This is a genomic window from Affinirhizobium lemnae, from assembly GCF_022968395.1.
Taxonomy (GTDB): Bacteria; Pseudomonadota; Alphaproteobacteria; order Rhizobiales; family Rhizobiaceae; genus Neorhizobium; species Neorhizobium lemnae.
In genome coordinates, this window is the sequence record NZ_JALJQZ010000031.1 from 22474 (window position 1) to 45155 (window position 22682).

Consider the following 22682-nt stretch of genomic DNA (forward strand, 5'->3'; position numbering starts at 1 on the left):
GCGCCGACACTTTACATTGAAACTCGCCTTCAGGCCGCTTCGAGCTTTGCCTCCAAAGGAATTTCCACGTCGATCTCCAGAATGGAAAACCGCTCATCGCGATCCATTTTCACGTGAACGCGTTCGCTGTCGAGTTCAACATGCTTGGCGATCACCGCAAGAATTTCCTCACGCAAGACGGCTACGAGATCATTACCTGTCGCGACACGCTCATGCGCCAACAGGACCTGCAGTCTCTCGCGCGCCAAAGGCGCGGATCTCTGCTTGTTGAAAAGCCGGAAAATATTCATGCAGCCCTCCGCGAGAAGATCTTGCCGAACAGACCACGCTTTTCTTCCGGCATGGTGACAGGAATGTCTTCACCGGCCAGACGGCGGGCCGCTTCGAAATAGGCCTGGGCAGGAGCGGACTTCGCATCAGCGATCGTTACCGGAGCGCCGATGTTGGAAGCCTTCAACACGTCCATGCTTTCCGGAATGATGCCGAGCAGCGGGATGGAGAGAATTTCCAGCACGTCCTCGACCTTCAGCATGTCGCCGCGTGCGGCGCGGTTCTGGTCGAAACGGGTCAGAAGAAGATGCTTCTCCATACGCTCGCCCCGCTCCGCCTTGACCGTCTTGGAGTCCAGGAGACCAATGATACGGTCGGAATCGCGCACCGACGAGACCTCGGGATTGGTGACGACCACGGCCACATCCGCATGGCGCATGGCAAGTGTCGCACCGCGCTCGATGCCCGCGGGGCTGTCGCAGATGACCCAATCGAAGTAGCGCTTGAGTTCGTTGATGACCCACTCGACGCCTTCCGGCGTCAGATTGTCCTTGTCGCGCGTCTGGGAGGCAGGCAGCAGGAACAGGTTTTCAATCCGCTTGTCGCGAATGAGCGCCTGTGTCAGCTTCGCATCGCCCTGAATGACGTTGACGAGATCGTAGACGACCCGGCGCTCGGCACCCATGACCAGATCCAGGTTGCGCAGGCCTACATCGAAGTCCACGACGACGACCTTCTCATTGCGCTGGGCAAGTGCAGCACCCAAAGCAGCTGTGGAGGTTGTCTTGCCGACCCCGCCCTTGCCTGACGTAACGACGATTACCTTCCCCATCTTTCTCTCCTGTTCGTGAGCTTGGTGCAGCTCAATTGACTTTTCCGGCAACGATTGCATCTCCTTCGAGCCAGACCTGCACGGGTTGTCCAAGCAGGTCCGTAGGCAGATCCTCGGCCATCTTGTAAATTCCATCGATCGCGATCAGCTCGGCTTCGAGTTTGCGGCAGAATATGCGCGCCTGCGAATTACCGACGGACCCGGCCATGGCCCGTCCACGAAGAGTGCCGTAAACATGCACCGATCCGCCCGCGATGACCTCAGCGCCGGAGGCAACGGAGCCGACGATCGTGACGTCCCCTTCCGTAAAGATGATAGATTGTCCGGACCTTACGGGCTCGTTGATGAGCAGCGATTGCAAGGTGGAGCGGGGCGCCTGCAGCACAGTTGCCTGCGGCTCCTGCAGGGTTTCGCCAGCATCGTGAGCAACGGACTGCGCAGCGACTGCCACCGGTTCAACGGATGCGACATCGACATCGCCCGCCGGACGGCCGCCTTTCAGAACTGGCGGCATCCCCGGTGAGATCATCGAGTGGCGCGCGCCTTCAATACCCATTATGCTGACGTTGCGCTGCGCCAGATGGGCAAGACATTCGCCGAGTTGCTGCCGATCGATCTGCAGATCGGAGACATCGAGCACGACCGGCCGACCCAAGAAGAAACCAGCAGAACGTGCGGCAAGATCATCCAATCTCTCCAGCCACTGATCGAGGGGCAGGTCAGGCGTCAGAACAACGGCGAGAAACGAGCGTCCCTTGATCCTGATCGAGCGTGAATTTGTTTGCACTTTGGTCATCTTCGTTAACGAATGGTTGATTTCTGATAGCGGTTACATAGTTAACAAAGAGTTAACGACGGAAAACAGTCTCCCGCCCCGTATCGCAAGCGCATACGGTCTGCAGAGATCGTACCTGAATTGTTGATCTTTTTTAGCCAGACGAAACTTTTGCCAAACTTGCGCCGTCAGTCGATTGCCGTGCCAGATTGACAAAACGATCATCACTAATTGTTAATATAGTGCAAGTGCAGAAGCACCCAACCATTACGAGAAAATCCCACAAAGCAAAAAAGCCTGCCGCGGGAAGAAGTGCGGCAGGCTTTCCGAAAATGATCGAACAACAGCGTGGGAGGAGGAGTTGCTGTTGTTCTTACAAGCCAACTTTGGGAGGATGAGGAGTTGGCCTCATATCAAAACTTCGCGGGAGGAGGATGCGTCGTCTCGATGGAAATAGATTAGCGAATCCATAGAGAAGTGGAGGCGCTTATGTTGCAGTGCAGCTATGCATAAATGCGATGCGGCATAAGCTGCAAAATGCAAAACGCCCGCTTGAGGCGGGCGTTGCGACTTACGATCAGCTAAAAGATTAGCGCGACACGGCACCGCGAGCAACAGCTTCGATCTCAGAGCGAGAGATGCCCATGTCAGAGAGCTCACGGCTCGACATGCGAGCGAGTTCGTTGACAGTCTTGCGGTACTTACGCCAGTTGTTGAAGGAGCGTGCTACGTTCATTTTCTTCGCCTTTCTGAGGTCTTGGTGACGTCAGCAACTAGATCAGTTCCGGCGTCGTTTCGATGAGCTCCATATAGTCCCGCACCCGCCGAACTTGCAGAGACAAGACTTCATGTCACCCATGCACTAAATGCATTGGTTTCCAAATTACTAATGACAAAACGCAAGGCTGCCACTCAGTTGCCCCAGGTACGAGCAAGCACATCAATCCAGTTGCGATAGGCAATCCGCTCGATCGAAATCTGATCGAAACCGTTTTGCCGCATAAGCTCGATCAGACGCGGCAAGCCAGCAGCATCCTTCAGTTCATTGGGAACAGTCGTTCCGTCAAAATCGGAACCCAGCGCTACACGCTCGATTCCTATGCGGTCAGCAATGTAGCGAATGTGGTCCACGACGATCTGCAAAGGAGTATCGAGGTTCCGTACCCCATCGTCCCGGAGGAACAGAACTCCATAATTGATACCAACAAGGCCCTTGCTTTCGCCGATCGCATCAAGCTGGCGGTCCGTCAGGTTCCGGCTGTGCGGACTGAGCGCATGTGCATTGGAGTGTGTCGCCACGAGCGGAGCATCCGTAAGTCTTGCAATGTCCCAGAAACCCTGTTCGTTCATGTGCGAGAGGTCGATCAGGATCTTGAGATCATTGCAGACGCGAACAAGAGCGCGCCCTGCCTGCGTCAGTCCTGGCCCGATGTCGGGAGAATGGGGCACCCGGAAGGGAACACCGTGAGCGAATATATTGGGTCTGCTCCAGACGGGCCCCAGGCTTCGCAAACCGGCCTGATGAAGCACGTGAAGCGCATCGAGGTCCTCACCTATGCCCTCGGCACCTTCGATATGAAGAACCGGCGCAAAAATCGACTGCTCAATACAGGCCTGCAATTCGCTTGCATTGCGACAGACCTTGATCTGGCCCTGTGAACGGGCTTCCAGTTCGAAAAGTTTGCGGGCCATTGCCAAAGTCTGGTTCAGGGCGGAGGCCTGTTCCGGTGCAACAAAATTTCCCTCGGCATCTGGCTTATGATGCGGGGAGGGAACGAAGATGGCAAAAAGCCCTCCTGCCAGACCGCCAGCTTTGGCGCGCGGCAGATCGATATGCCCCCTTCCCTCGCCTTCCAGAAACCCGGCAACGGGATCGTCTTGGCCCGGCTGCATCATGCGCAGCAGAACGTCGTTATGACCGTCTATGATCGGAACAAGTGAGAGTTCGGGCATGATGCATTCCAGTAAAACATATCGAGCTGTTCAACCCAGTCCTACGCCAGCCAGCCGCTCAGGGCAAATTGGCAGCTTTCACAGGTAGACCTTTGCGGGTGCGGTCGATGAACGCTCTACCAGATGACAGGCCAGTTCGACGCGCCGAGCAGGGTTGATCCTGCCCGCCATACTGTCGCTGATCAGGTCGAGAGCAGCCGAACCGATCTCTCGCATCGGCAGATGCATTGTCGTCAGCGGTGGATTGACGAAAGAAGCCTGAGGCAGATCGTCCATGCCGACAACCGACACATCGTCCGGCACCGTGAAGCCCGCTTTTTGAACACCCATGATGGCGCCGACCGCAAGGCTATCGCCTGCCGTCACGATCGCGGAAAAATCCAGCCCCCTGTCCCGTATGCGTTCTTCGATTGCCCTTGCCGCCAACTCCGGAAGCCAGTCATCGACCGAGATGATCAGATCCTGGTCAGCAACCAGCTGATGAGCCTTCAGCGCATCCTGCCAGCCGTCGCAACGGTGCAGAATCGTCCGTCTTCCGGGGCGCATCAGAAAGAGGATTCGCTTGTGCCCCAACTGAATCAGATGTTCTGTGGCCAGCCTTGCGGCGGAGCGATTGCAAGGCGTCACGCTGGAAAGACGCATCAGAGGATCATGTCCGTTCAGCAGGACCACCGGTTTCGGAAAATCACGGGTCGCCGCCAGCATGGCCTCGTCGTCCACCGTCAGAAACAGAAGACCCGCGGTTTCGGGGTCTTCCCGCGCTTCCTTCAGCATCTGGGTTTCGTCCGCCTTGTCTGCGATAGGACGAGTCACGATCTCCAGATTGAGCGCCTCGGCACGCTCGCGCAGTCCCTCAAGCACGTAGAGCGTGAACTGGTTTCGCACATAATCGATCATTGCGGCGCTCGATGCCGCCAGCACGATCTTGCGGCCGGAGAGCGCAACAGGAAGCGTGTAATTCACCTGTTTGGCAGCGGCCAGAACCTTTTCACGTATCTCCGGTTTCACGCCTTTCTCGCCTGCCAGCGCACGTGAAGCGGTACTGATCGACACGCCGCTTGCCGCTGCGACGTCTTCCAGTTTTATCCGCCTGGATTTCGTAGCCCGTTTTCCGGGCAAGGGTCGACTGGTCATGGCTTTTCTCGCGTTTGCAGCAAATTGCAAAAAATTTTCAGCTTGCGCAATGATTTTCGTAATGATTTCTTCTTGCTCATACATGACGCCTTGGGAGAGGCGGACGCAGGAGGACACCATGGCCCTGAATGGCGATACCATTCTTGCCAATCTCGATCGGCTTGTTGCCGGGATAACTGGCCTGAAAAACGACGGTCGTTTTCACGAGCCGAACCTTGACGGCACGGCAGGAGATTACATTTCATTCGATAGCTGGGAATGGCCGCAGGGCGTTGGGCTCTATGGTATCATTCGCCTTTGGCAGTTCACGGGTCGGGATGACCTGAAGGCCCTAATCGAGGGTTGGTATGTGCGGCGGCTGGCCGCCGGCCTGCCAAAGCTGAACGTCAATACGACGGCGCCGATGCTTGGCCTTTCCGTGCTCTGGCGCGAAACGCAGGATGACCGCTGGAAAGAGACGCTGGACACCTGGGCGAGCCGCGTCATCACCGAGATGGGTCGCACCCAAGAAGGCGCATTCGAACACCACGTCTCCGACAAGGTGAACGATGACGAGTTGTGGGACGACACGCTTTATATGGTTGCACTGTTCCTGGCCTCCTATGGGCAGGCGAGTGGCCGGATGGAACTGGTCGATGAAGCAGCGCGCCAGTTCCTCGTACATGCGCGCTATCTTTCAGATCCGGAAACCGGCCTGTGGTTCCATGGCTGGACTTTCAATGGGCGCCACAACTTCGCCCGCGCACGCTGGGCGCGTGGCAATGCGTGGATTACAGCTGGTATTCTCGATCTTTTCGATCTGGCCGAACTCCCCACGTCGGTGCGGGACTTCCTTCTCGGCGTATTGACGGCCCAGGTGAACGCCCTGCTTCCCCTGCAAGCCGAGAGCGGCGCCTGGCGCACCCTGCTGGACGACCCGACATCTTACGAGGAAACCTCGGCCACTGCGGGGATTGGCTACGGCCTGCTGAAAGCCTATCGCCTGGGATATGGAGACGAGCGCTGGAAAACAGCAGGCCTCCGGGCCGTCGAGTTCGTCCTTCGCAACATCGATGCAAACGGAACCGTACTCAACGTGTCCTATGGCACTCGCATGGGCCATGATCTTCAGTTCTACAAGGACATTCCGATACAGCCGACCGGCTATGGGCAAGCCCTCTCAATCCTTTGCCTGTCGGAAGCCCTCAACCATGTGAATGCTTCCGAGGTGGCGGCATGACCATGCGCGTTCTCTACGGTGCCGCTCCGGCAGATATAAAAAGCTACGATACACAAAAACTGCGCGATGCGTTTCTTGTCGAGGATCTGTTTCAGCTGGGTCAGGCAACGTTTGTCTACACCCATGTCGATCGGTTGATCCTTGGCGGCGCGGTTCCGACAACATCTCCCCTCACCTTCGGGTCAGGCGAAGATATTGGAACACCCTATCTTCTTTCCGCACGAGAGATGGGCATTGCCAATCTCGGCGGTGCGGGCAGCGTGACCGTCGACGGCGAGACCTATGAGCTCGGCAACCGCGATGTGCTCTATGTGGGCCGAGGCGCACAGACCATTACCGTTCAATCGAACAGTTCCGATGAGCCCGCACGCTTCTACATGAACTCCGTCCCGGCGAGTGCCGATTTCCCGCATCGCCTGATCAAGCGGGAAGAGTCAAAGCTGCTCGAACTGGGCGATCAGAAGCGCTCCAACAAGCGAAACCTGCGCATGTATATCCATCCGCAGGTTGCTCCGTCTTGCCTGCTTTTGATGGGCATCACGGATCTGGCTGAAGGCAGCGTGTGGAATACCATGCCGCCGCACCTGCATGAACGGCGGATGGAAGCCTATTGCTACTTCGACATGGCAGCGGAGGATCGCGTCATCCACCTGATGGGAAGGCCGGACGAAACGCGTAATCTCATTGTAGCAAACGGCGATGCAGTTCTTTCTCCGGCATGGTCCATCCACATGGGCGCAGGCACAGGCTCCTATGCCTTTGTCTGGGGCATGACCGGCGAGAACCAGGAATACAACGATGTGGCCCCGGTGGCCGTGGCGGATCTGAAATGACGACAGAACAGAACTACATGCACAAGACCTTGAACGCGGGCGAACCGGTGCGGTACTGGCAGCTCGGCGCGACGATGGAAGACCGCTTCGACGTAGTCGATCAGCCGATGAAGGGCGAGATGGACCCCTTCTTCTTCCTGACCAAGCACAAGAACTTCATTCCGCACGAATATCCGTGCCGCACCATCTTTGCAGAAACCTATCGCGGCAAACGACCGGATGTGCGTGGGTCGTTCGAGGCAAAGCAGTGGTGGCTGCCGTTTGGTTCTCCGCGTGTCGATCTGTCCGGTTTCTGGTTCCGTCCCACGCGTCTGGCAACCTGGGCCCGCACCTATCTCGAGGTCAGCGAAGCAGGGACCGCTCGTATTCGTCTCGGCACCTGCGGCGGCGCGGTCCTTTTCCTGAACGGTCAGGAAGCCGGATGGATGGCACCCTATGGCCGCAATCTGGAAACGAAGCAGGAGTTTGAACTCGACCTCAAGCCCGGGCTGAACGAGATTACGCTGTTTTTCGATGATCTTGCGGAACGCGACGCGCGCTACTTCTATCAGTTCGACTATCTGGCCGGACCGGCCGCGAAGATCGCGATCCCGGTCCCGGTGGAAGGCTCTGTTGCCGAAAGTATCGAGAACGCACTGGAAGGCATGCATCTTGATCGCCCCGCCTATTTCAGCGGTGATATCACGCTTCTATTCGCCAAGCCGCTGCCCGTTGCCGTCGAGGTAAATGTCGCGGTCGAAGGCGATTTCATGTCGCGTGAGCGCTTCGATCATGATTTCAAGCTGCCCGCTGGCGCAACGAGCCTCAATCTCGGCTCCGCAGAAAGCGCACCGGCGGATTTCCGCCATTTCCGCATCAGGCTGGATGCTGGCGGCTTTGTCGCGGCGCGCCCGCTTGGGGTGGAGATTTGCCATGCGGAGCGCCAGGGTCAGGCTCCGGCTTCGCTTCAGGAACGCATCGTCGAGACGTTAACCGAAGTTTCCGAGCACTCCGAGCGCGATACGGTGCGCGCTTTCGCACGGCTGGCAAGCGGTCGCGCCGGGAGCGATACCGATGCAATGATCGAGGAGATCCTGCCCTCCATCGAAGATTGCCATGATTGCGCCGATTTCTCGCTGGTCCCGCTCATCTGGTCGCGCACCGTCTGGGGCAAGGATATCAACCAGAAGACACGCGATCGTATCGACGGCGCCATCCTCAATTACCGGTACTGGATGGATGAGCCAGGCAACGACGTTCAGTGGTATTTCTCCGAAAACCACGCGCTGCTCTTCCACACTTCCTGCTATCTGGCAGGACATCTGCTGCCGGAAGCGACCTTCGTGCGGTCTGGCCGCAAGGGTTCCGAACAAGCGAGAATCGGGGCGGAGCGGGTGCGTGCATGGCTCGACCATTTCGAACACTGGGAAATGGCCGAGTTCAACTCCGCACCCTATTTCCCGATCGATCTGAAGGGCCTGACAGCGCTGGCAGCACTTTCGCCGGACAAGGATATCGCGGACCGCGCCAAGGCTGGCATCATCCGGCTGTGCGAGATCGTGGCTCGCTCCGCCCATCATGGCATGCTGACGGCAGCACAGGGCCGCTCCTACGAACACACGCTCTGCGCCGGTCGCTCGCTGGAGCTTTCTGCGGTTGCGCGTCTCCTCTGGGGCAAGGGCTGGTATGGACGCCGCGTTCATGCGCTGTCTCAACTCGCCGTCTGCCTTCGGGATCATGGCCTCGTGGTGCCTGAAGAACTGGTAGCCATCGCCAGCCACCGTCGTGCCAAGCATCAGGAATGGCGCTTTGCACAGGGTCAGGATAGTTTTGCCGCGCTCTACCACTACAAGGGCGAGCACTATGCGATGGGTTCCGCAGTCCACTACCGCTGGAAGGACTGGGGCTATCAGGAAACCGTTCTGCACCTACGTATCGGCGAAAAGCCCGAGGCAGCGATCTGGATCAACCATCCCGGTGAAATCATCCAGCTCGGCTACGGGCGTCCATCCTACTGGGGTGGTTGCGGCTCGGTACCCAGGGTGCAGCAGTACCGCGGTCTGGCTGTTGTCGATTTCGACGTGCATGAGGAGCAACCTGACTTCTCCCATGCGTGGTTCCCGAAGGCCGAATTCGACGACGTCAAGATTGCTGGAAACAAAGCCATCGCCCGCAGCGGTCGAGGCATAGCACTTCTGATCGCGAGCGATACGCTGTCGCAGGTCCATGAAGGCCCGTCCGCAGGCGCGGAGCTTCGTATTCCAGGGCGCAAGACGCGCTGGATCGTCCGTCTCTGCGAAGGCGACGGATTGACGGAGGCCGAGGCGCGGTATGGCGACTTGGCGATGGTTGAGAATGATGGAATATTCACCGTCAACGACCCTGATTACGGGCCTGTCCGGTTCCTGGCCGACGGCTCGGTCGAGGCGGAAGGCAGAACACTTCGTCGCGAGGATTACACCGTAAAGGGCCAAGCGATCGACCTGTAAACAAGCCGGGCGGATGGAGGATCTGCCCAATCGGAGGAGGAAAGACAATGGCATTGAAGTCGCTTTTTGCAGCATCCGCTTTTGCGCTGCTGGCCAGCACGGCCCATGCGGGCGATGTCCGCATCATGTGGTATTCGGATGGTATCGAGGGAGAAGTCTTTCAGGATCTCGTCAACAGGTTCATGAAGGAGAACCCCGGCATCAACGTTATCGTTGATAATGTCGCCTACAGCGTCATCAAGGAGCAGCTCCCGGTTCAGCTGGAAGCCGGCAACGGCCCGGATATCGCCCGCGTGACCGCCATCAAGGATCTGGCGAAGCACTGGCTGGATCTGCGCCCGCTGGTGGCGGATGCAAAATACTGGGACGAAAACTTCGGCGCCAATGCAGACTGGATGCGGCCGGACGGCTCCAACCAGATTTCCGGCTTCATGACGCAGCTGACGCTGACCGGCGGCTTCGCCAACAAGACCCTTTTCGAGCAGGCCAATGTCCCGCTTCCAGGCCCCAAGGCGACGTGGGACGAGTGGGCAGCGGCGGCGAAGAAGGTCGCGCAGAGCCAGCAAATCCCCTATCCGATGGCGATGGACCGTTCGGGTCACCGCATCACCGGCCCGGCCATTTCCAACGGCGCCAACTACATCGGCAAGGACGGCAAGCCTGCTCCGCTCGACGCTGGCGCAAAGGGCTTCCTCGGCAAGTTCGTGGATTGGTCAAAGGACGGCACGATGTCGAAGGACGTCTGGGTCTCGGCCGCTGGACAATCCTATCGCGCTGCTGCGGATGACTTCATCAACGGTCAAGTCGCATTCTATTATGCAGGCTCGTGGCAGGTCCCGAATTTCGCGAAGAAGATCGGCACCAATTTCGATTGGGTTGCGACGGGAAGTCCCTGCGGTCCGGCGGCCTGCACAGGCCTTCCTGGTGGCGCAGCACTTGTTGCTGTGAAGTATACCAAAAACGCCAAGGAAGTCGCCAAGGTCATGGACTATCTGGCGCGCAAGGACATCGTGAAGGAATTCTCTGAGCGTACCCTGTTCCTGCCTGCGCATAAGGGCGTGATTGCCGAGGGCGTCAACTTCAAGACCGATAGCGCTCTGGTCAAGGAAGCCTTGAACACCTTCGTCAACGCGACCAAGACCACGTCCGACCTTGCCAACAAAATGCCCGGCTGGCGCTGGTCCGACACCATGTACGGCGCCGTGGTCACCCGCACAGCCCAGGCGGTGGCCGGTGAGATGTCGAAGGAAGATGCCTTCACCCGCATCGACAGCGATGTCGCGGAAAAGGTCAAGGCATCCAGTCTCTGATCGTTCAATCAGGTGAAATCACGGCCGCTGCCGCCACGAGAGGCGGCGGCCGTTTCTCGGTCGGGCATCGATAGCCGGGCAAAATCAGCGCAAGAGGAATGACGCCATGTCTTCGCCTTCCCATACGCCGCCGCGAACCGGGCAGCTCAAGCCGAAAACAGACTGGTCGTCCGTCGTGCTTGCGCCCGTCCACTTCATCATGGGATTGGCCGACCGACCGCTGCGCCTGCTGCAAAAGCGCGCCGGCATAGGTGGCATGGCCGCGTTCTTTCTCGCGCCGAACATGCTCATCTTCGGCGTCTTCGTTCTGCTGCCAATCATCATAAACCTCATCTACTCGATGACCGGCGGCTCCGCACTGTTCCTGTCAGAGAGAAGTTTTGTCGGAACAGATCAATACGCAAAGCTTTTCGACTGCAAAAGCTATCTGGATCCGATGTCCTGCCAGGAAGATGCGTTCTGGACGGCTGTCGGCAACACCTTCTGGTTTGTCGTTCTGCAAGTTACGCTGCTGATCCTGTTCTCGCTCATCACAGCGCTGATCCTCAACCGGGAACTGATGGCACGTTCCTTCTGGCGTGCGGTGTTCTTCTTTCCGGTCCTTTTGTCGCCGGTGGTCGTCGGCCTGATCTGGAAATGGATCCTGCAACGGCAAGGGCTTCTGAATTTCGCCCTCTATCCCATGGGTTTCGAGCCCTATACCTGGTTGTCGGACCGTACCTTCGCATTTGCTGCGGCGGTTGGTGTTTCGATCTGGGCGCATATGGGCTTCTACACGCTGATCCTTCTCGCAGGGCTCCAGGCGATTCCGAAAGATCTCTACGAAGCTGCGGAAATGGATGGCACGAAACCAGCCCGCATCTTCTGGCGCATCACGCTGCCGCTCCTGATGCCGAACCTTCTGGTCGTCGTCGTGCTCGCACTCATTCGCGCCGTGCAGGTCTTTGACGAGGTCTTCGTTCTGACCGGTGGCGGCCCCGGCACCAGCACGCTGTTCCTGACGCAGTATATTTATGAAACCGGTTTCGTCTCGCAACCCCGCAATGCAGGCCTTGCCGCGGCAGCATCCATCCTCATGGGGCTTGTTCTGGTCGTGCTGACACTCGTGCAACTCGGCATTGGCCGCAAGAATGAAAACAAGGGGAAACGCTGATGAGCGCCGCGATCCGCTTTCTTACGCGCCGCAAGGGTGGCAAGGGCTGGCACTGGACCGATATCGTGACCTGGGTCTGGTTGATCGGTGGCCTGTTCATCATGTTCGGGCCTGCCGTCTGGCTTGCCTTCTCCTCTTTCAAGACACCGCAAGGGCTTGCGGAATTTCCGCCCAGCATTCTCCCCTATGTCACCCAGCAGGTGAAGGTTGAAGGCTATGAAAAGCCGTTGATGCTTTACAATGCTAAGATGCCGGATGGCTCGACACGGGTTCTGGCAGAGGTGCGCCGGATCGGCATTGTCAGCCAGATGGTCGACCCGAAGGCACCGGGCGAAGTCATCAAGGTGAACATCGGTGATCGGCAGCCCGTGCGAGAAGTTTTCTTCGCCACAGAAAACTATACGCAGCCCTTCATGCAGTTCGATTTCTTCCGCTACCTGTGGAATTCTGTCTTCGTAACCGTGACGGCCACACTGATCACCCTCATCGTCAATTCCATGGCTGCTTTCGCGCTCTCGAAATACGAGTTCAAAGGCCGAAATCTGGCTATGCTGACGATCCTTGCCACGCTGATGGTGCCGCTCTCGGTTATCCTCGTTCCGCTCTACTCGATCATCTCGACAGTCGGCCTCTTCAACAGCCTGTGGGGCGTCATCTTGCCCACCGTTGCAACGCCGACAGGCGTCTTCATCCTGCGACAGTATATGCTGACCATACCGGATGAACTGATCGATGCCGCCCGCATGGACAAGGCATCCGAGTGGCAGATCTACTGGCGCATCATCGTGCCGCTGACAGCCCCCGCGCTTGCAGTTCTCGCCATCTTCTCCGTCGTCTGGCGTTGGAACGACTTCCTCTGGCCGCTCATCGTACTTTCAAGGCGCGAGCTTTACACGCTGCAGGTTGGTCTTAGCATCTATGCGGGAGAGCTGAATGTGCAGTGGCATTACATTCTCGCCATGACGGTTGTCACCATGATCCCTGTCGTCGTTGTCTTCATCTTCCTCCAGCGCTTCATTACCACCGGCATCGCCGGCTCCGGACTGAAATAGGATTATCAAAATGGGTAGCATCACTCTCACGAACATCCAGAAGTCCTATGGCGCCGTGCATGTCCTCCACGACATCAACCTTGCGATCAACGAAGGTGAGTTCATCGTATTCGTTGGTCCATCCGGCTGCGGAAAGTCCACGCTTCTGCGCGTCATAGCCGGTCTGGAGAAAGTCACAGGTGGGGAGCTCTCCATCAATGGCGAACGCGTCAATGACGTTTCGGCCGCAGATCGTGGTCTCGCTATGGTATTCCAGTCCTATGCGCTCTATCCGCACATGACAGTGCGCCAGAACCTCGCTTTCGGTCTAGAAAATGCAGGCATGCCCAAGGCCGAGATCACACAACGTATCGGTGAAGCGGCCCGAATGCTGGAAATCGAGCAGTACATGGACCGCCGTCCGGGCCAGCTCTCAGGCGGGCAACGCCAGCGCGTTGCCATCGGTCGCGCCATTGTGCGTCGTCCCACGGCCTTCCTGCTCGACGAGCCTCTCTCCAACCTCGATGCGGAACTGCGCGTTTCGACCCGTGCCGAGATCGCAGCGCTTCATGCCCGCCTCAGATCGACGATGATCTATGTTACCCATGATCAGGTTGAAGCCATGACACTCGCAAACCGGATCGTGGTCATGCGGGCGGGACGCATTGAGCAGGTTGGAACGCCGCTCGATCTCTATAATCAACCGGCAAACCGATTTGTCGCGGGCTTCATCGGTGCACCACATATGAACTTCATTGAAGGCGCGCTGGAAAGCTCCAACGGCACCCATATGCTGCGCACAGCGCAAGGTGATGTGCTTCATCTTCCTCAGAGCGTTGCTCCCGGCGCACCGATCACCGTCGGTCTTCGCCCGCAACACATCTCGCTGTCGAATGATCAATCGGGATTTGCGGCTCAGGTACAACTGGTCGAGGCCCTGGGCTCAGAAACCGTCATTCACGCTTCCGCTTTCGGAACAAAACTGTTGGCCATCGTTCCGGGTCAACGACGCATTTCTACGGGCGATACGATCTATCTTTCCTACGCCAATGCCCCCTTGCATCTTTTCGATCAGAGCGGCTTGCGGATCGCAACCGTTCAGACGGAAGATGGCCACTCCCCGACCTTCGTCTGAGACGCGAAAGCTTCGTTTGTCAGCCGACTGCTTCTCTGCATATTGTCTGCTTTAGCAATGCGAGGAGGAGACAGGATGACAGATCGATTCAACGCCATGGTCATTGATCTGGTAGACGGAAAGCCGGTAGCCGGATTTCGCGAGATCACAACGGCTGACCTGCCGGATCACGACGTTCTGGTCGAGATTGCCTGTTCGACCGTCAATTACAAGGACGGCCTGGCTATAACGAGCAAGGGGCGCATTGCGCGTCGCACGCCGCTCATTGCAGGGTTGGATCTGTCGGGTACGGTCGTTGAATCGCGCTCCCCCGTATGGAAAGCGGGCGATAAGGTTATTGTGAACGGTTGGGGACTGAGCGAAACCGAATCCGGTGGCTATACGCGATACCAACGCCTGAAACCCGAATGGCTGATGCCGCTTCCAGACGCCTTCAGCTTTGAAGAGACGATGGCCATCGGCACGGCTGGATACACTGCGGCACTCTGCGTCAATGTGCTCGAAGATTGGGGCATGATCAGTCCCGGCCAAGGCGAGGTTCTGGTCACGGGGGCTGCGGGCGGTGTCGGTTCGGTCGCAATCAGCCTGCTCGCCGCCAAAGGTTACAGCGTCACGGCTTCGACGGGCAGGCCGGAAACGCATGATTATCTGCGCTATCTCGGTGCGAGCAACATCATTGATCGCGCAACTCTGAGTGAAAAAGGTGGCGCGTTGCAAAAGGAACGCTGGACTGGCGCGGTCGATGCTGTCGGTTCTGTCACCCTGGCAAACATCCTCGCACAAACCGTTTACGGCGGAGCTGTCGCCGCCTGCGGTCTGGCTGGAGGTGCAGACCTTCCGGCAACCGTGATGCCGCATATTCTGCGGGCCGTCACCTTGATCGGTATCGATTCCGTGATGACAGCCATGCCAAAGCGTGCGCGAGCCTGGAAGACCTTGGCGGACCACCTTGATCGCACGCATCTAGCCAAAATGACAAGGATCGAGCCCATGTCGGCCCTGCCGCAATTGGCGCAGGATATCGTATCGGGACGCATCCAGGGCCGCGTCGTCGTAGATGTTAACCGCTAGATCCGCAGTTCCAGACAGGCCTGTCGGAGGGTCCTGACCTTGTTCCATTCATGGTCTGACTCCTTTTTTCTTGGCGAAATGATAGCCTGGCGGGTGACTGCTAGCAATTAAATGAAAGACCCGATTTCATCTAATCAAAGGCTCCAATCATTCTGAATTTTTGTTCTTGGCAAACGCCGACATTCTGAATGACCACTCTGGTCACGTTGTGCGCCAGTCTTCTGTCAACAGATCCTGGTCGGAGAGATGGCGTACAAAGCGCATGCGATCAGGTTGTGTTTATCTCTTTTCCTGGCGCGTCCCGCGAACTTCTTCAGCTTGAGGTTCACTGGCATTTTCACGTTTGTGAGCATCATTCCCGGCAGAGATCACACCATGATCCTCTTGCTTCGTCTTTTGTTCATTCGCCGCGTTGTGAGCAGCAGGTGAAGAAGACTTGTCCATGTCTCACCTCCATTGATCTTGCCCCACTAACGGACCAGCCCGCTGGATTGTTCCAGAAGAGCGAAATGCGTTGCTACTCAGAATTTCTTAACTGTACGGGCGGGCTCGAGCTAGGCAAACCCACTCAAAAAAATCGACTCCCAACATTGATTTGAAATTCTCTGCAGGCAAGTGCCAGCAGCCAAGGTCTCGGGTGCCGCTACAGTTAAGGCCAGTAAGCGAGCGATCGCCGCCCGAACCTGCATGTGCTCTGATCCTTGTCCCATTGCGTGTCAGGCAAACTGGCCCAATCCCTGAATGGTCGCAATGATGGCCGGATCGGAGACGCTATTGGAGCGATGTATGGTCAACAAATCATTTATAGATTTGCGACCTCACAGCACCCCGCGCCTGTTCAGCGCAACAGAATAGACGCTGGTCGAAGCCGTAATGAACAGCACATGCCTGTGCCTGCCACCGAAGCAGACATTCGAGACAACCTGCGGAATCTTGATCTTTCCGAGCAACCGGCCTTCAGGCGAAAGGCAGTGAACCCCGTCCGCCGCCGAAGACCAGATATTGCCGTCCGTATCCAGCCGAAAACCGTCGGCACAACCGGGCTTGATGCTGTGCAGCACCTCACCGCCAGAAAGTGACCAGTTCTCCCCCACATCGAAGGCGCGAATGTGTTGCGCGTCACCGGAATGCATGCGGCCGGTATCTGCCACATAGAGCCGCTTCTCATCCGGACTGAAGGCGAGCCCGTTTGGGCAGTTGAAGTCTGTCAGAACCGCCTTGATCTCACCGTTGGGATCGATGCGATAGACATGGCAGGGCAGTTCCTGCTCCGACTTTTCACCCTCGTAGTCCATCGCAATCCCGTAATGCGGATCGGTGAACCAGACAGCACCATCGGACGCGACCATGATATCATTGGGAGAGTTCAGCCGCTTGCCCTGATAACTGTCCGCCAACACGGTGATCGATCCGTCACGCTCGGTTCGGGTCACCCGTCGCGTCAGGTGCTCGCAGGTTATCAGGCGCCCCTCCCGGTCTCGTGTATTGCCGTTCGAATAGTTGGAAGGAGCGCGGAACACCGATGTTCCGACGCCCGGTATCCAGCGCATCATCCGGTTGTTGGGTATATCGGAAAACAGCAGGCAGTTCAGGTCTCCAAACCACACCGGTCCCTCCACCCAGTCGAAGCCGGTCGCGATCTCCTTTACCGGCGCATTCCCCAGCACGAAGCGCGAAAATACCGGTTCGACGACCTCGAAAAACGACATGCACTCACCCTCCCAACCCTTCTATCAGACCTCGATCAAGAGAATCGGATCTGTGCCTTCATGGCTTTGCTTCTATCCGAGGCGATCTCAAATGCCGAGACCGCATCGTCAAGCGCGACCGTATGGGTGATCAGCGGCTTCACGTCGATAAGGCCCTTCTGCATCAGCCCGACACCCACCGCAAATTCCTCGTGGAAACGGAAGGAGCCGCGCAGCTCCAGTTCCTTTGCGGTAATAGCCATCATCGGCAGGCTCATGTCGCCGCCAAGGCCAAGCTGAACAATGACGCCACGCGGACGAAGAGCCGCGATGCCACCCGCCAGTGCAACAGCCGCTCCCGAGCACTCGTAGAGTACATCGAACGTGCCCTTGTCGGCGGAATAGGCGATGAGCGCCTCCGGCTCATCCTTTGTGTTGATGGTCCGGTCGGCACCGGCGGCTTTTGCCATTTGAAGCGTGAAATCGGAAAGATCCGCCGCCACGATTTCCGCTGCACCTGCACGTCTGGCCGCAAGAATGGAGAGCAGGCCAATCGGGCCACAGCCCGTGACAAGCACCCGCTTACCCAGCATTTCGCCCGCCCGCCGCGTTGCATGCAGCGTGACCGCCAGAGGCTCGGCCATCGCGGCTTCGCCCGCGGACAGCCCGTCAGCGGGAACGCACTGAATGGCATCTGCCACCAGACTCTCGCGGAAAGCACCCTGAATATGCGGGAAAGGCATGGCGCTGCCGTAGAACCGCATGTTCAGGCACTGGTTATGCAGCCCCTGCTGACAGTAGCGGCAGGTGCGGCATGGCCGCGACGGCGAAACAGCCACCAGTTGGCCGATCTCAAGACCGGTCACGCCCTCACCCAGTTCCTCGACATAGGCGGAAACTTCATGGCCAAGGATCATCGGTTCCTTCAGGCGAACCGTGCCGAACCCACCGTGATTATAATAGTGAAGGTCGCTGCCACAGACGCCGCCGGTCGCCAGCCGCAGTTTGACCTCACCTCGACCGGGCGCTGCAGATGGGTGTTCTTCAATGCGCAGATCCTTCGCCGCGTGTGCAACAATTGCTCTCATGGTTCTGTCTCCTCAAATCACCGGCGTCAGCAGGGCGCGTCCATCAAAATGCGCCATCAGGTTATCGCGAACCAGCTGGCCCATGGCCTTGCGGGTTTCCACCGTTCCAGATGCGTGATGCGGCTGCAACAGAACATTATCGAGTGCCAAGAACCGCGGGTTCAGCTTCGGCTCGCCCTCAAAAACATCCAGCGCCGCCGAGCCGAGTTGCCTGTTTTCCAATGCCTCCAGAAGCGCCTCTTCATCAATATTCGAGGCACGCGAAATATTGATCAGCATGCCTTCCGGTCCAAGAGCCTCAATAACAGCGCGGCCCACAATGTGCCGTGTCTCGGCAGATGCCGCCAAAGTGACGAACAGGAAATCGGATCGCCGCGCCAGTTCAACCGGATCGCTCACAAACTCCATGCCTTCTGCGTATGACTTGGCAGATACATCGCTATAGGCAATATCCATATCGAAGCCCTTGAGACGCTTGGCCACCTCAAAACCGATACGGCCAAGGCCCAGAACACCCGCCTTGCGGCCCCAGACACGGCGCTTAAGCGGATAGAGGCCCTTGGCGGCCCAACTTCCATCCTTCACCCAGGTTTCCGCGCCGATGATGCCGCGCGATTGTACCAGCATCATGGCAATGCCCAGATCAGCCACGTCATTGGTCAGCACATCCGGCGTGTTGGTAACGCGGATACCGCGCTCACGGCAGACCGCGAGATCCACGGCATCATAGCCCACACCATAGACGGAGATGACTTCGAGGTTCGGGCAAGCCTCGATCATGATCCTGTTGGCGCCCAGTTCTCCACGAGTCGCAATGCCGCGAACCTGCGGACCGACCTGTGAAAGAAATGCCTGCTTATCCTCGGCCTCAAAATAGCGGTGCACCTGAAAAGCCTCATTCAAAGGCTCCTCGTCCCATTGCGGATAGGGTCCAACCTGCAGGATGTGCGGTTTCGCCATTGCTAACATTCCTCCACGAAAATCGTCTTGACACTTGATGTTATCGATAACATAAACGCACAAGATGACGGTTGTCGAGATGCAAGAGGGAGGAAAACATGTCGCTTGCACTTTTTGATCTGAAGGGCCGTCGGGCGCTTGTCACGGGTTCGTCGCAGGGAATTGGCTTTGCCCTGGCTAAGGGAATGGCAGATGCGGGAGCTGATCTCGTGTTGAATGGCCGCGATCCCGCAAAGCTTGCCGAAGCCGCAAAACAGTTTTCAAAGCCGGTCCAGGTTCTGAACTTCGACGTTACGGACCACGGCGCAGCGCGCGAGGCAATCGATCGTTTCGAGGCTGAACATGGTGCCATCGATGTGCTCGTCAACAATGCGGGCATGCAGCATCGCGGTCCTTTGGAAGACTTCCCGGAAGACGCTTTCGAGCGGCTGCTGAAAACAAATATCTCCAGCGTTTTCCATGTTGGCCAAGCCGTTGCGCGCCACATGATCAAGCGCGGCCGTGGCAAGATCATCAACATTGCCAGTGTGCAGACGGCGCTGGCCCGCCCCTCCATCGCGCCTTACACTGCCACCAAGGGTGCCGTGGGCAACCTGACAAAGGGCATGGCGACGGACTGGGCGAAGTATGGCCTGCAATGCAATGCCATTGCACCCGGCTATTTCGATACCCCGCTGAACGCAGCGCTGGTCAGCGATCCGGCCTTCACGTCCTGGCTGGAAAAGCGCACCCCTGCCGGACGCTGGGGCAAAGTAGAAGAACTGGTCGGCGCCTGCATCTTCCTGGCATCCGACGCCTCCACCTTCGTCAATGGTCACATCCTCTATGTGGATGGCGGAATCACGGTGTCGCTCTGATGGCGGATATCCAGAAGTTCGTCATCATGGGTGTGTCCGGCTCCGGCAAGTCATCGGTCGGCGCAGCTCTTTCGGAGAAGACCGGCGCGCCTTACGTGGACGGCGATGACCTGCACACCGAAAGCAATATCGAAAAGATGAGTGCGGGCATTCCGCTGACCGACGAAGACCGTTGGCCTTGGCTTGCCGCTGTGGGCGAACGGCTGGGCAACCATAAGGGCGAGATCTTCATTGGCTGCTCTGCACTCAAGCACTCCTATCGCGATCTGATCCGCGAGAAGGCGGGAGAGCCTGTCCTCTTCATTCATCTCACAGGCGCGAAAGAGGTGATTGCCGAGCGGATGAAGCATCGTCCCGGACATTTCATGCCAACCTCGCTGCTGGATAATCAGTTCGCGACGCTGGAACCGCCGGGAGAAGGCGAACTGTCTGTCGATGCCGATATTGGGCAACCTCTGGATGAGGTGGTCCAGGACATTCTGAACAAAATCGGAAGGAACTGACGATGAGCAACCGGGTCGCCCTGATCGGCGCAGGCGCAATGGGTGGGGCGATCGGTCAGCGCCTCGCCGAGACGGGTCAGCAATTGACGGTGTTCGATCCCGATCCTGCCAAGATTGCAGCACTGGAGGCCTTTGGCGCAAAGCGGGCTGCCAGTGCGGCGGAAGCCGCGTCCGTTTCGGATTTCGTCATCCTCAGCCTCAACGCGCCAAAGATTGTTCGGCTCGCGGTTTTTGGTGACAAGGGTGTTGCCGCGGGCGCGGCTCCCGGCACCCTTATCATCGACATGTCGTCCATAGACCCGGAAGCGACCAGGGAACTCGCGGCAGAGGCGGCTGAAAAGGCCTTGCGCTGGGTGGATAGCCCGCTTTCCGGCGGCGCACCGAAAGCCCTGATCGGTCAGTTGACCCTGATGGCTGGCGGCACAGAGCAGGATGTGAGCGATGCCCACAAGGTTCTCTGCCATGTTTCCTCCAACTACACCCATATGGGGCCGGTTGGGACAGGCCAGACGACGAAGCTCATCAATCAGGTCCTGTGCGGCTTGAACTTTCTGGCTGTTGCCGAGGCGACCCAACTCGCGCTGGATGCCGGGGTCGATGCTGCCAAGATTCCGCAGGCGCTCAAGGGCGGACGTGCTGACAGCGCCATCCTGCAGGAATATATGCCGCGCTTCGTGACCAAGGATTATCGGCGCACCGGTCGCATCGACAATATGGTGAAAGATCTGAACGGCGCGCAGGATCTCGCTCGCCGCACCAACACCGCCATGCCATTAACCGCCGTGTGTGCGGAGGTGCACCGCATGCTGACGGCTGCCGGGCTTGGCGGCGAAGATCAAGCGGCGCTGATGGAATTTTTCACGGGAGCGAAGAGGGAGATTTCGCCATGATTACGCGCTATGCCTTGTTTGAAGGCACTGTAAAACCAGGCCAGACAGAAGCCTTTCGCACCGCTGTGATGGATGAAATCCTGCCGAAGTGGAAGCAGTTTCCAGGTGCGCTTGATGTGCGAGTGTCCTTCGCGGAAGCCAGAGATGATGGCGCGCCGGAATTCCCGATGATCCTCGCCGTCAATTATCCCAGCATCGAAGCCGTCGAACAGGCGCTGGCAAGTCCTGTGCGAACCGAAGCGCGGGCCGCGACCGAAAGCGTGCTCTCACGTTTCTTCGATGGCCGCATTCATCATCACGTGACGCTGGCCAACGAATTTCCGCTTTGATTGACGGATCATCGGTTTTACCCGCCACCTCCACTTGCGCCGGTTCAATAAACAGGCTCTAGTTGGATGGTATCGATAACAAAGGCGTTTGATGAGCCAGATCCGTAAACCGCCCACCATGGCGGACATCGCGCGCGTCACGGGCGTTTCGCCGATGACGGTTTCGCGTGCGTTCAAGACGGACAGCCTCATCAGCAAGGAAACGCGGGACGCCATCCTGAAGGCCGCAGAAGATCTGGGCTATGTGTTCGATGCCACGGCTTCGAACCTGCGCTCCCAGAAGACCGATTTCGTGGCCGTCACGATCCCTTCGATCAACAATGCCAACTTTGCCGATACGGTGGGCGGTCTTTCCGAAACGCTCGCCGCCCGCAACATGCAGATCCTGCTCGGTTATACCAATTATGACATGCAGGAAGAAGAGCGGCTGATCGAGCAACTGCTGCGTCGTAAACCGGAAGCCATTGTGGTGACGGGCGGAAAACACACCGCGCGTGCCCGCAAACTGCTGGAAAACGCGCCCATTCCCGTAATCGAAACATGGGATGTTCCCGCTGAGCCCATCGGTCGCTTCGTGGGCTTTTCGAACGCCGGCGTCGTGCGCGGCATGGTGGATCATCTCGTTCGGACAGGCTATAGCCGTATCGCTTTCATCGGCGGCGATGTGGGGCGCGATACGCGCGGCAGCGACAGACGCCAGGGCTTTCTGGAGGCCATGCGCCAACACGGGCTCGATACGTCCCGGCTGATTGCAGCAGGCCCACCGCCGATTTCCATGCGGGAAGGCGCCAATGCCATGGCGCGGCTTCTTGAGCAGTTTCCTGATACTGAAGCCGTGATCTGCGTGTCGGATCTCTCCGCCTTCGGTGCCTTGACCGAATGTCAGCGGCGGGGGATGCGCGTGCCGGAGGATATCTCGATCGGCGGCTTTGGTGCTTATGAAATCGGCAGCATTTGTGTGCCGACACTCACCACGATTGATGCGCACGCGCGCGATATCGGACGCAAGACCGGCTCCCTGCTGCTGGACATTCTCGACGGCAAGCAGGATGTGGGCGATGTGCTCATCAAGCCTCAACTAATCGTTCGAGAAAGCACCCGCTGATTTAGGTCGTGGTGATGATTTAAGGATTGGGATTCCCAAAAGAGCGCAAATCGGATTCAAAGCTGATTTTGGAGATCG

The 22682-nt window shown here is 58.0% G+C and carries 23 protein-coding genes; 13 read left to right on the forward strand and 10 right to left on the reverse strand.

Annotated features, from left to right (window positions below; translation table 11 throughout):
- Window positions 1–29 precede the first annotated feature (29 nt).
- The 6 genes from minE to MUU53_RS16920 all read right to left on the reverse strand — a co-directional run bounded on the left by minE (window position 30) and on the right by MUU53_RS16920 (window position 4964).
- Window positions 30–290, reverse strand: coding sequence for a cell division topological specificity factor MinE (minE, locus tag MUU53_RS16895; RefSeq protein ID WP_062556957.1), 261 nt, complete (start codon window positions 288–290; stop codon window positions 30–32).
- Window positions 287–1102 (reverse strand): septum site-determining protein MinD, encoded by an 816-nt coding sequence (gene minD, locus MUU53_RS16900; RefSeq protein ID WP_062556958.1) that lies wholly within the window; start codon window positions 1100–1102, stop codon window positions 287–289. Before minD ends, minE begins: the two co-directional genes overlap by 4 nt.
- A 31-nt stretch (window positions 1103–1133) precedes the next feature.
- Entirely contained in the window at window positions 1134–1898 is a 765-nt protein-coding gene (gene minC / locus MUU53_RS16905; RefSeq protein ID WP_247261950.1) for a septum site-determining protein MinC, read from the reverse strand.
- Between the two features lie 568 nt (window positions 1899–2466).
- Complete coding sequence (locus tag MUU53_RS16910; RefSeq protein ID WP_247261951.1) at window positions 2467–2613, reverse strand: DUF1127 domain-containing protein; 147 nt, start codon at window positions 2611–2613, stop codon at window positions 2467–2469.
- A gap of 176 nt (window positions 2614–2789) precedes the next feature.
- Window positions 2790–3830, reverse strand: a complete 1041-nt coding sequence (locus tag MUU53_RS16915) for a dipeptidase (protein ID WP_247261952.1) — start codon at window positions 3828–3830, stop codon at window positions 2790–2792.
- 78 nt (window positions 3831–3908) lie between these two features.
- Complete coding sequence (locus tag MUU53_RS16920) at window positions 3909–4964, reverse strand: LacI family DNA-binding transcriptional regulator (RefSeq protein ID WP_247261953.1); 1056 nt, start codon at window positions 4962–4964, stop codon at window positions 3909–3911.
- A gap of 118 nt (window positions 4965–5082) precedes the next feature.
- Here MUU53_RS16920 and bglB point away from each other — a divergent pair, with 118 nt between their 5' ends.
- From bglB to MUU53_RS16960, 8 genes are all read left to right on the forward strand, one after another.
- Window positions 5083–6183 carry a beta-galactosidase BglB gene (gene bglB / locus MUU53_RS16925; protein ID WP_247261954.1) on the forward strand — a complete coding sequence of 367 codons (1101 nt, stop codon included), beginning with the start codon at window positions 5083–5085 and terminating at the stop codon, window positions 6181–6183.
- Window positions 6180–7016, forward strand: a complete 837-nt coding sequence (gene kduI, locus MUU53_RS16930) for a 5-dehydro-4-deoxy-D-glucuronate isomerase (RefSeq protein ID WP_247261955.1) — start codon at window positions 6180–6182, stop codon at window positions 7014–7016. Before bglB ends, kduI begins: the two co-directional genes overlap by 4 nt.
- The gene (locus tag MUU53_RS16935) at window positions 7013–9484 is read left to right on the forward strand and encodes a hypothetical protein (RefSeq protein ID WP_247261956.1); all 2472 of its coding nucleotides are present in this window, start codon (window positions 7013–7015) and stop codon (window positions 9482–9484) included. Before kduI ends, MUU53_RS16935 begins: the two co-directional genes overlap by 4 nt.
- A 47-nt stretch (window positions 9485–9531) precedes the next feature.
- On the forward strand, window positions 9532–10794 hold the full coding sequence (locus MUU53_RS16940) for an ABC transporter substrate-binding protein (protein WP_247261957.1): 1263 nt from the start codon (window positions 9532–9534) through the stop codon (window positions 10792–10794).
- A 199-nt stretch (window positions 10795–10993) separates the two neighbouring features.
- The gene (locus tag MUU53_RS16945; protein WP_244484841.1) at window positions 10994–11947 is read left to right on the forward strand and encodes a carbohydrate ABC transporter permease; all 954 of its coding nucleotides are present in this window, start codon (window positions 10994–10996) and stop codon (window positions 11945–11947) included.
- On the forward strand, window positions 11947–12999 hold the full coding sequence (locus MUU53_RS16950; RefSeq protein WP_247261958.1) for a carbohydrate ABC transporter permease: 1053 nt from the start codon (window positions 11947–11949) through the stop codon (window positions 12997–12999). The genes MUU53_RS16945 and MUU53_RS16950 overlap by 1 nt, the downstream gene beginning before the upstream one ends.
- 10 nt (window positions 13000–13009) lie before the next feature.
- Window positions 13010–14113 carry an ABC transporter ATP-binding protein gene (locus MUU53_RS16955; protein WP_247261959.1) on the forward strand — a complete coding sequence of 368 codons (1104 nt, stop codon included), beginning with the start codon at window positions 13010–13012 and terminating at the stop codon, window positions 14111–14113.
- A gap of 75 nt (window positions 14114–14188) precedes the next feature.
- Window positions 14189–15184 (forward strand): MDR family oxidoreductase, encoded by a 996-nt coding sequence (locus tag MUU53_RS16960; protein WP_247261960.1) that lies wholly within the window; start codon window positions 14189–14191, stop codon window positions 15182–15184.
- 279 nt (window positions 15185–15463) lie between these two features.
- On the opposite strand, the gene MUU53_RS16965 is transcribed toward MUU53_RS16960, so the two are convergent.
- The 4 genes from MUU53_RS16965 to MUU53_RS16980 all read right to left on the reverse strand — a co-directional run bounded on the left by MUU53_RS16965 (window position 15464) and on the right by MUU53_RS16980 (window position 18920).
- Window positions 15464–15628 carry a hypothetical protein gene (locus tag MUU53_RS16965; protein WP_247261961.1) on the reverse strand — a complete coding sequence of 55 codons (165 nt, stop codon included), beginning with the start codon at window positions 15626–15628 and terminating at the stop codon, window positions 15464–15466.
- A gap of 374 nt (window positions 15629–16002) precedes the next feature.
- Window positions 16003–16893 carry an SMP-30/gluconolactonase/LRE family protein gene (locus tag MUU53_RS16970; RefSeq protein ID WP_247261962.1) on the reverse strand — a complete coding sequence of 297 codons (891 nt, stop codon included), beginning with the start codon at window positions 16891–16893 and terminating at the stop codon, window positions 16003–16005.
- 35 nt (window positions 16894–16928) lie between these two features.
- On the reverse strand, window positions 16929–17960 hold the full coding sequence (locus tag MUU53_RS16975) for an L-idonate 5-dehydrogenase (RefSeq protein ID WP_247261963.1): 1032 nt from the start codon (window positions 17958–17960) through the stop codon (window positions 16929–16931).
- Window positions 17961–17972: 12 nt separating this feature from the next.
- Window positions 17973–18920 (reverse strand): 2-hydroxyacid dehydrogenase, encoded by a 948-nt coding sequence (locus tag MUU53_RS16980; protein WP_247261964.1) that lies wholly within the window; start codon window positions 18918–18920, stop codon window positions 17973–17975.
- Window positions 18921–19018: 98 nt separating this feature from the next.
- Between MUU53_RS16980 and MUU53_RS16985 the strand changes: the two genes are divergently transcribed.
- The 5 genes from MUU53_RS16985 to MUU53_RS17005 all read left to right on the forward strand — a co-directional run bounded on the left by MUU53_RS16985 (window position 19019) and on the right by MUU53_RS17005 (window position 22604).
- On the forward strand, window positions 19019–19777 hold the full coding sequence (locus tag MUU53_RS16985) for an SDR family oxidoreductase (RefSeq protein ID WP_062556977.1): 759 nt from the start codon (window positions 19019–19021) through the stop codon (window positions 19775–19777).
- Entirely contained in the window at window positions 19777–20280 is a 504-nt protein-coding gene (locus MUU53_RS16990; RefSeq protein WP_247261965.1) for a gluconokinase, read from the forward strand. Before MUU53_RS16985 ends, MUU53_RS16990 begins: the two co-directional genes overlap by 1 nt.
- 2 nt (window positions 20281–20282) lie before the next feature.
- Entirely contained in the window at window positions 20283–21170 is an 888-nt protein-coding gene (locus MUU53_RS16995; RefSeq protein ID WP_247261966.1) for an NAD(P)-dependent oxidoreductase, read from the forward strand.
- Window positions 21167–21499 carry an EthD domain-containing protein gene (locus MUU53_RS17000; RefSeq protein ID WP_247261967.1) on the forward strand — a complete coding sequence of 111 codons (333 nt, stop codon included), beginning with the start codon at window positions 21167–21169 and terminating at the stop codon, window positions 21497–21499. The genes MUU53_RS16995 and MUU53_RS17000 overlap by 4 nt, the downstream gene beginning before the upstream one ends.
- A gap of 91 nt (window positions 21500–21590) precedes the next feature.
- Window positions 21591–22604 carry a LacI family DNA-binding transcriptional regulator gene (locus MUU53_RS17005; protein WP_247261968.1) on the forward strand — a complete coding sequence of 338 codons (1014 nt, stop codon included), beginning with the start codon at window positions 21591–21593 and terminating at the stop codon, window positions 22602–22604.
- Window positions 22605–22682 lie beyond the last annotated feature (78 nt).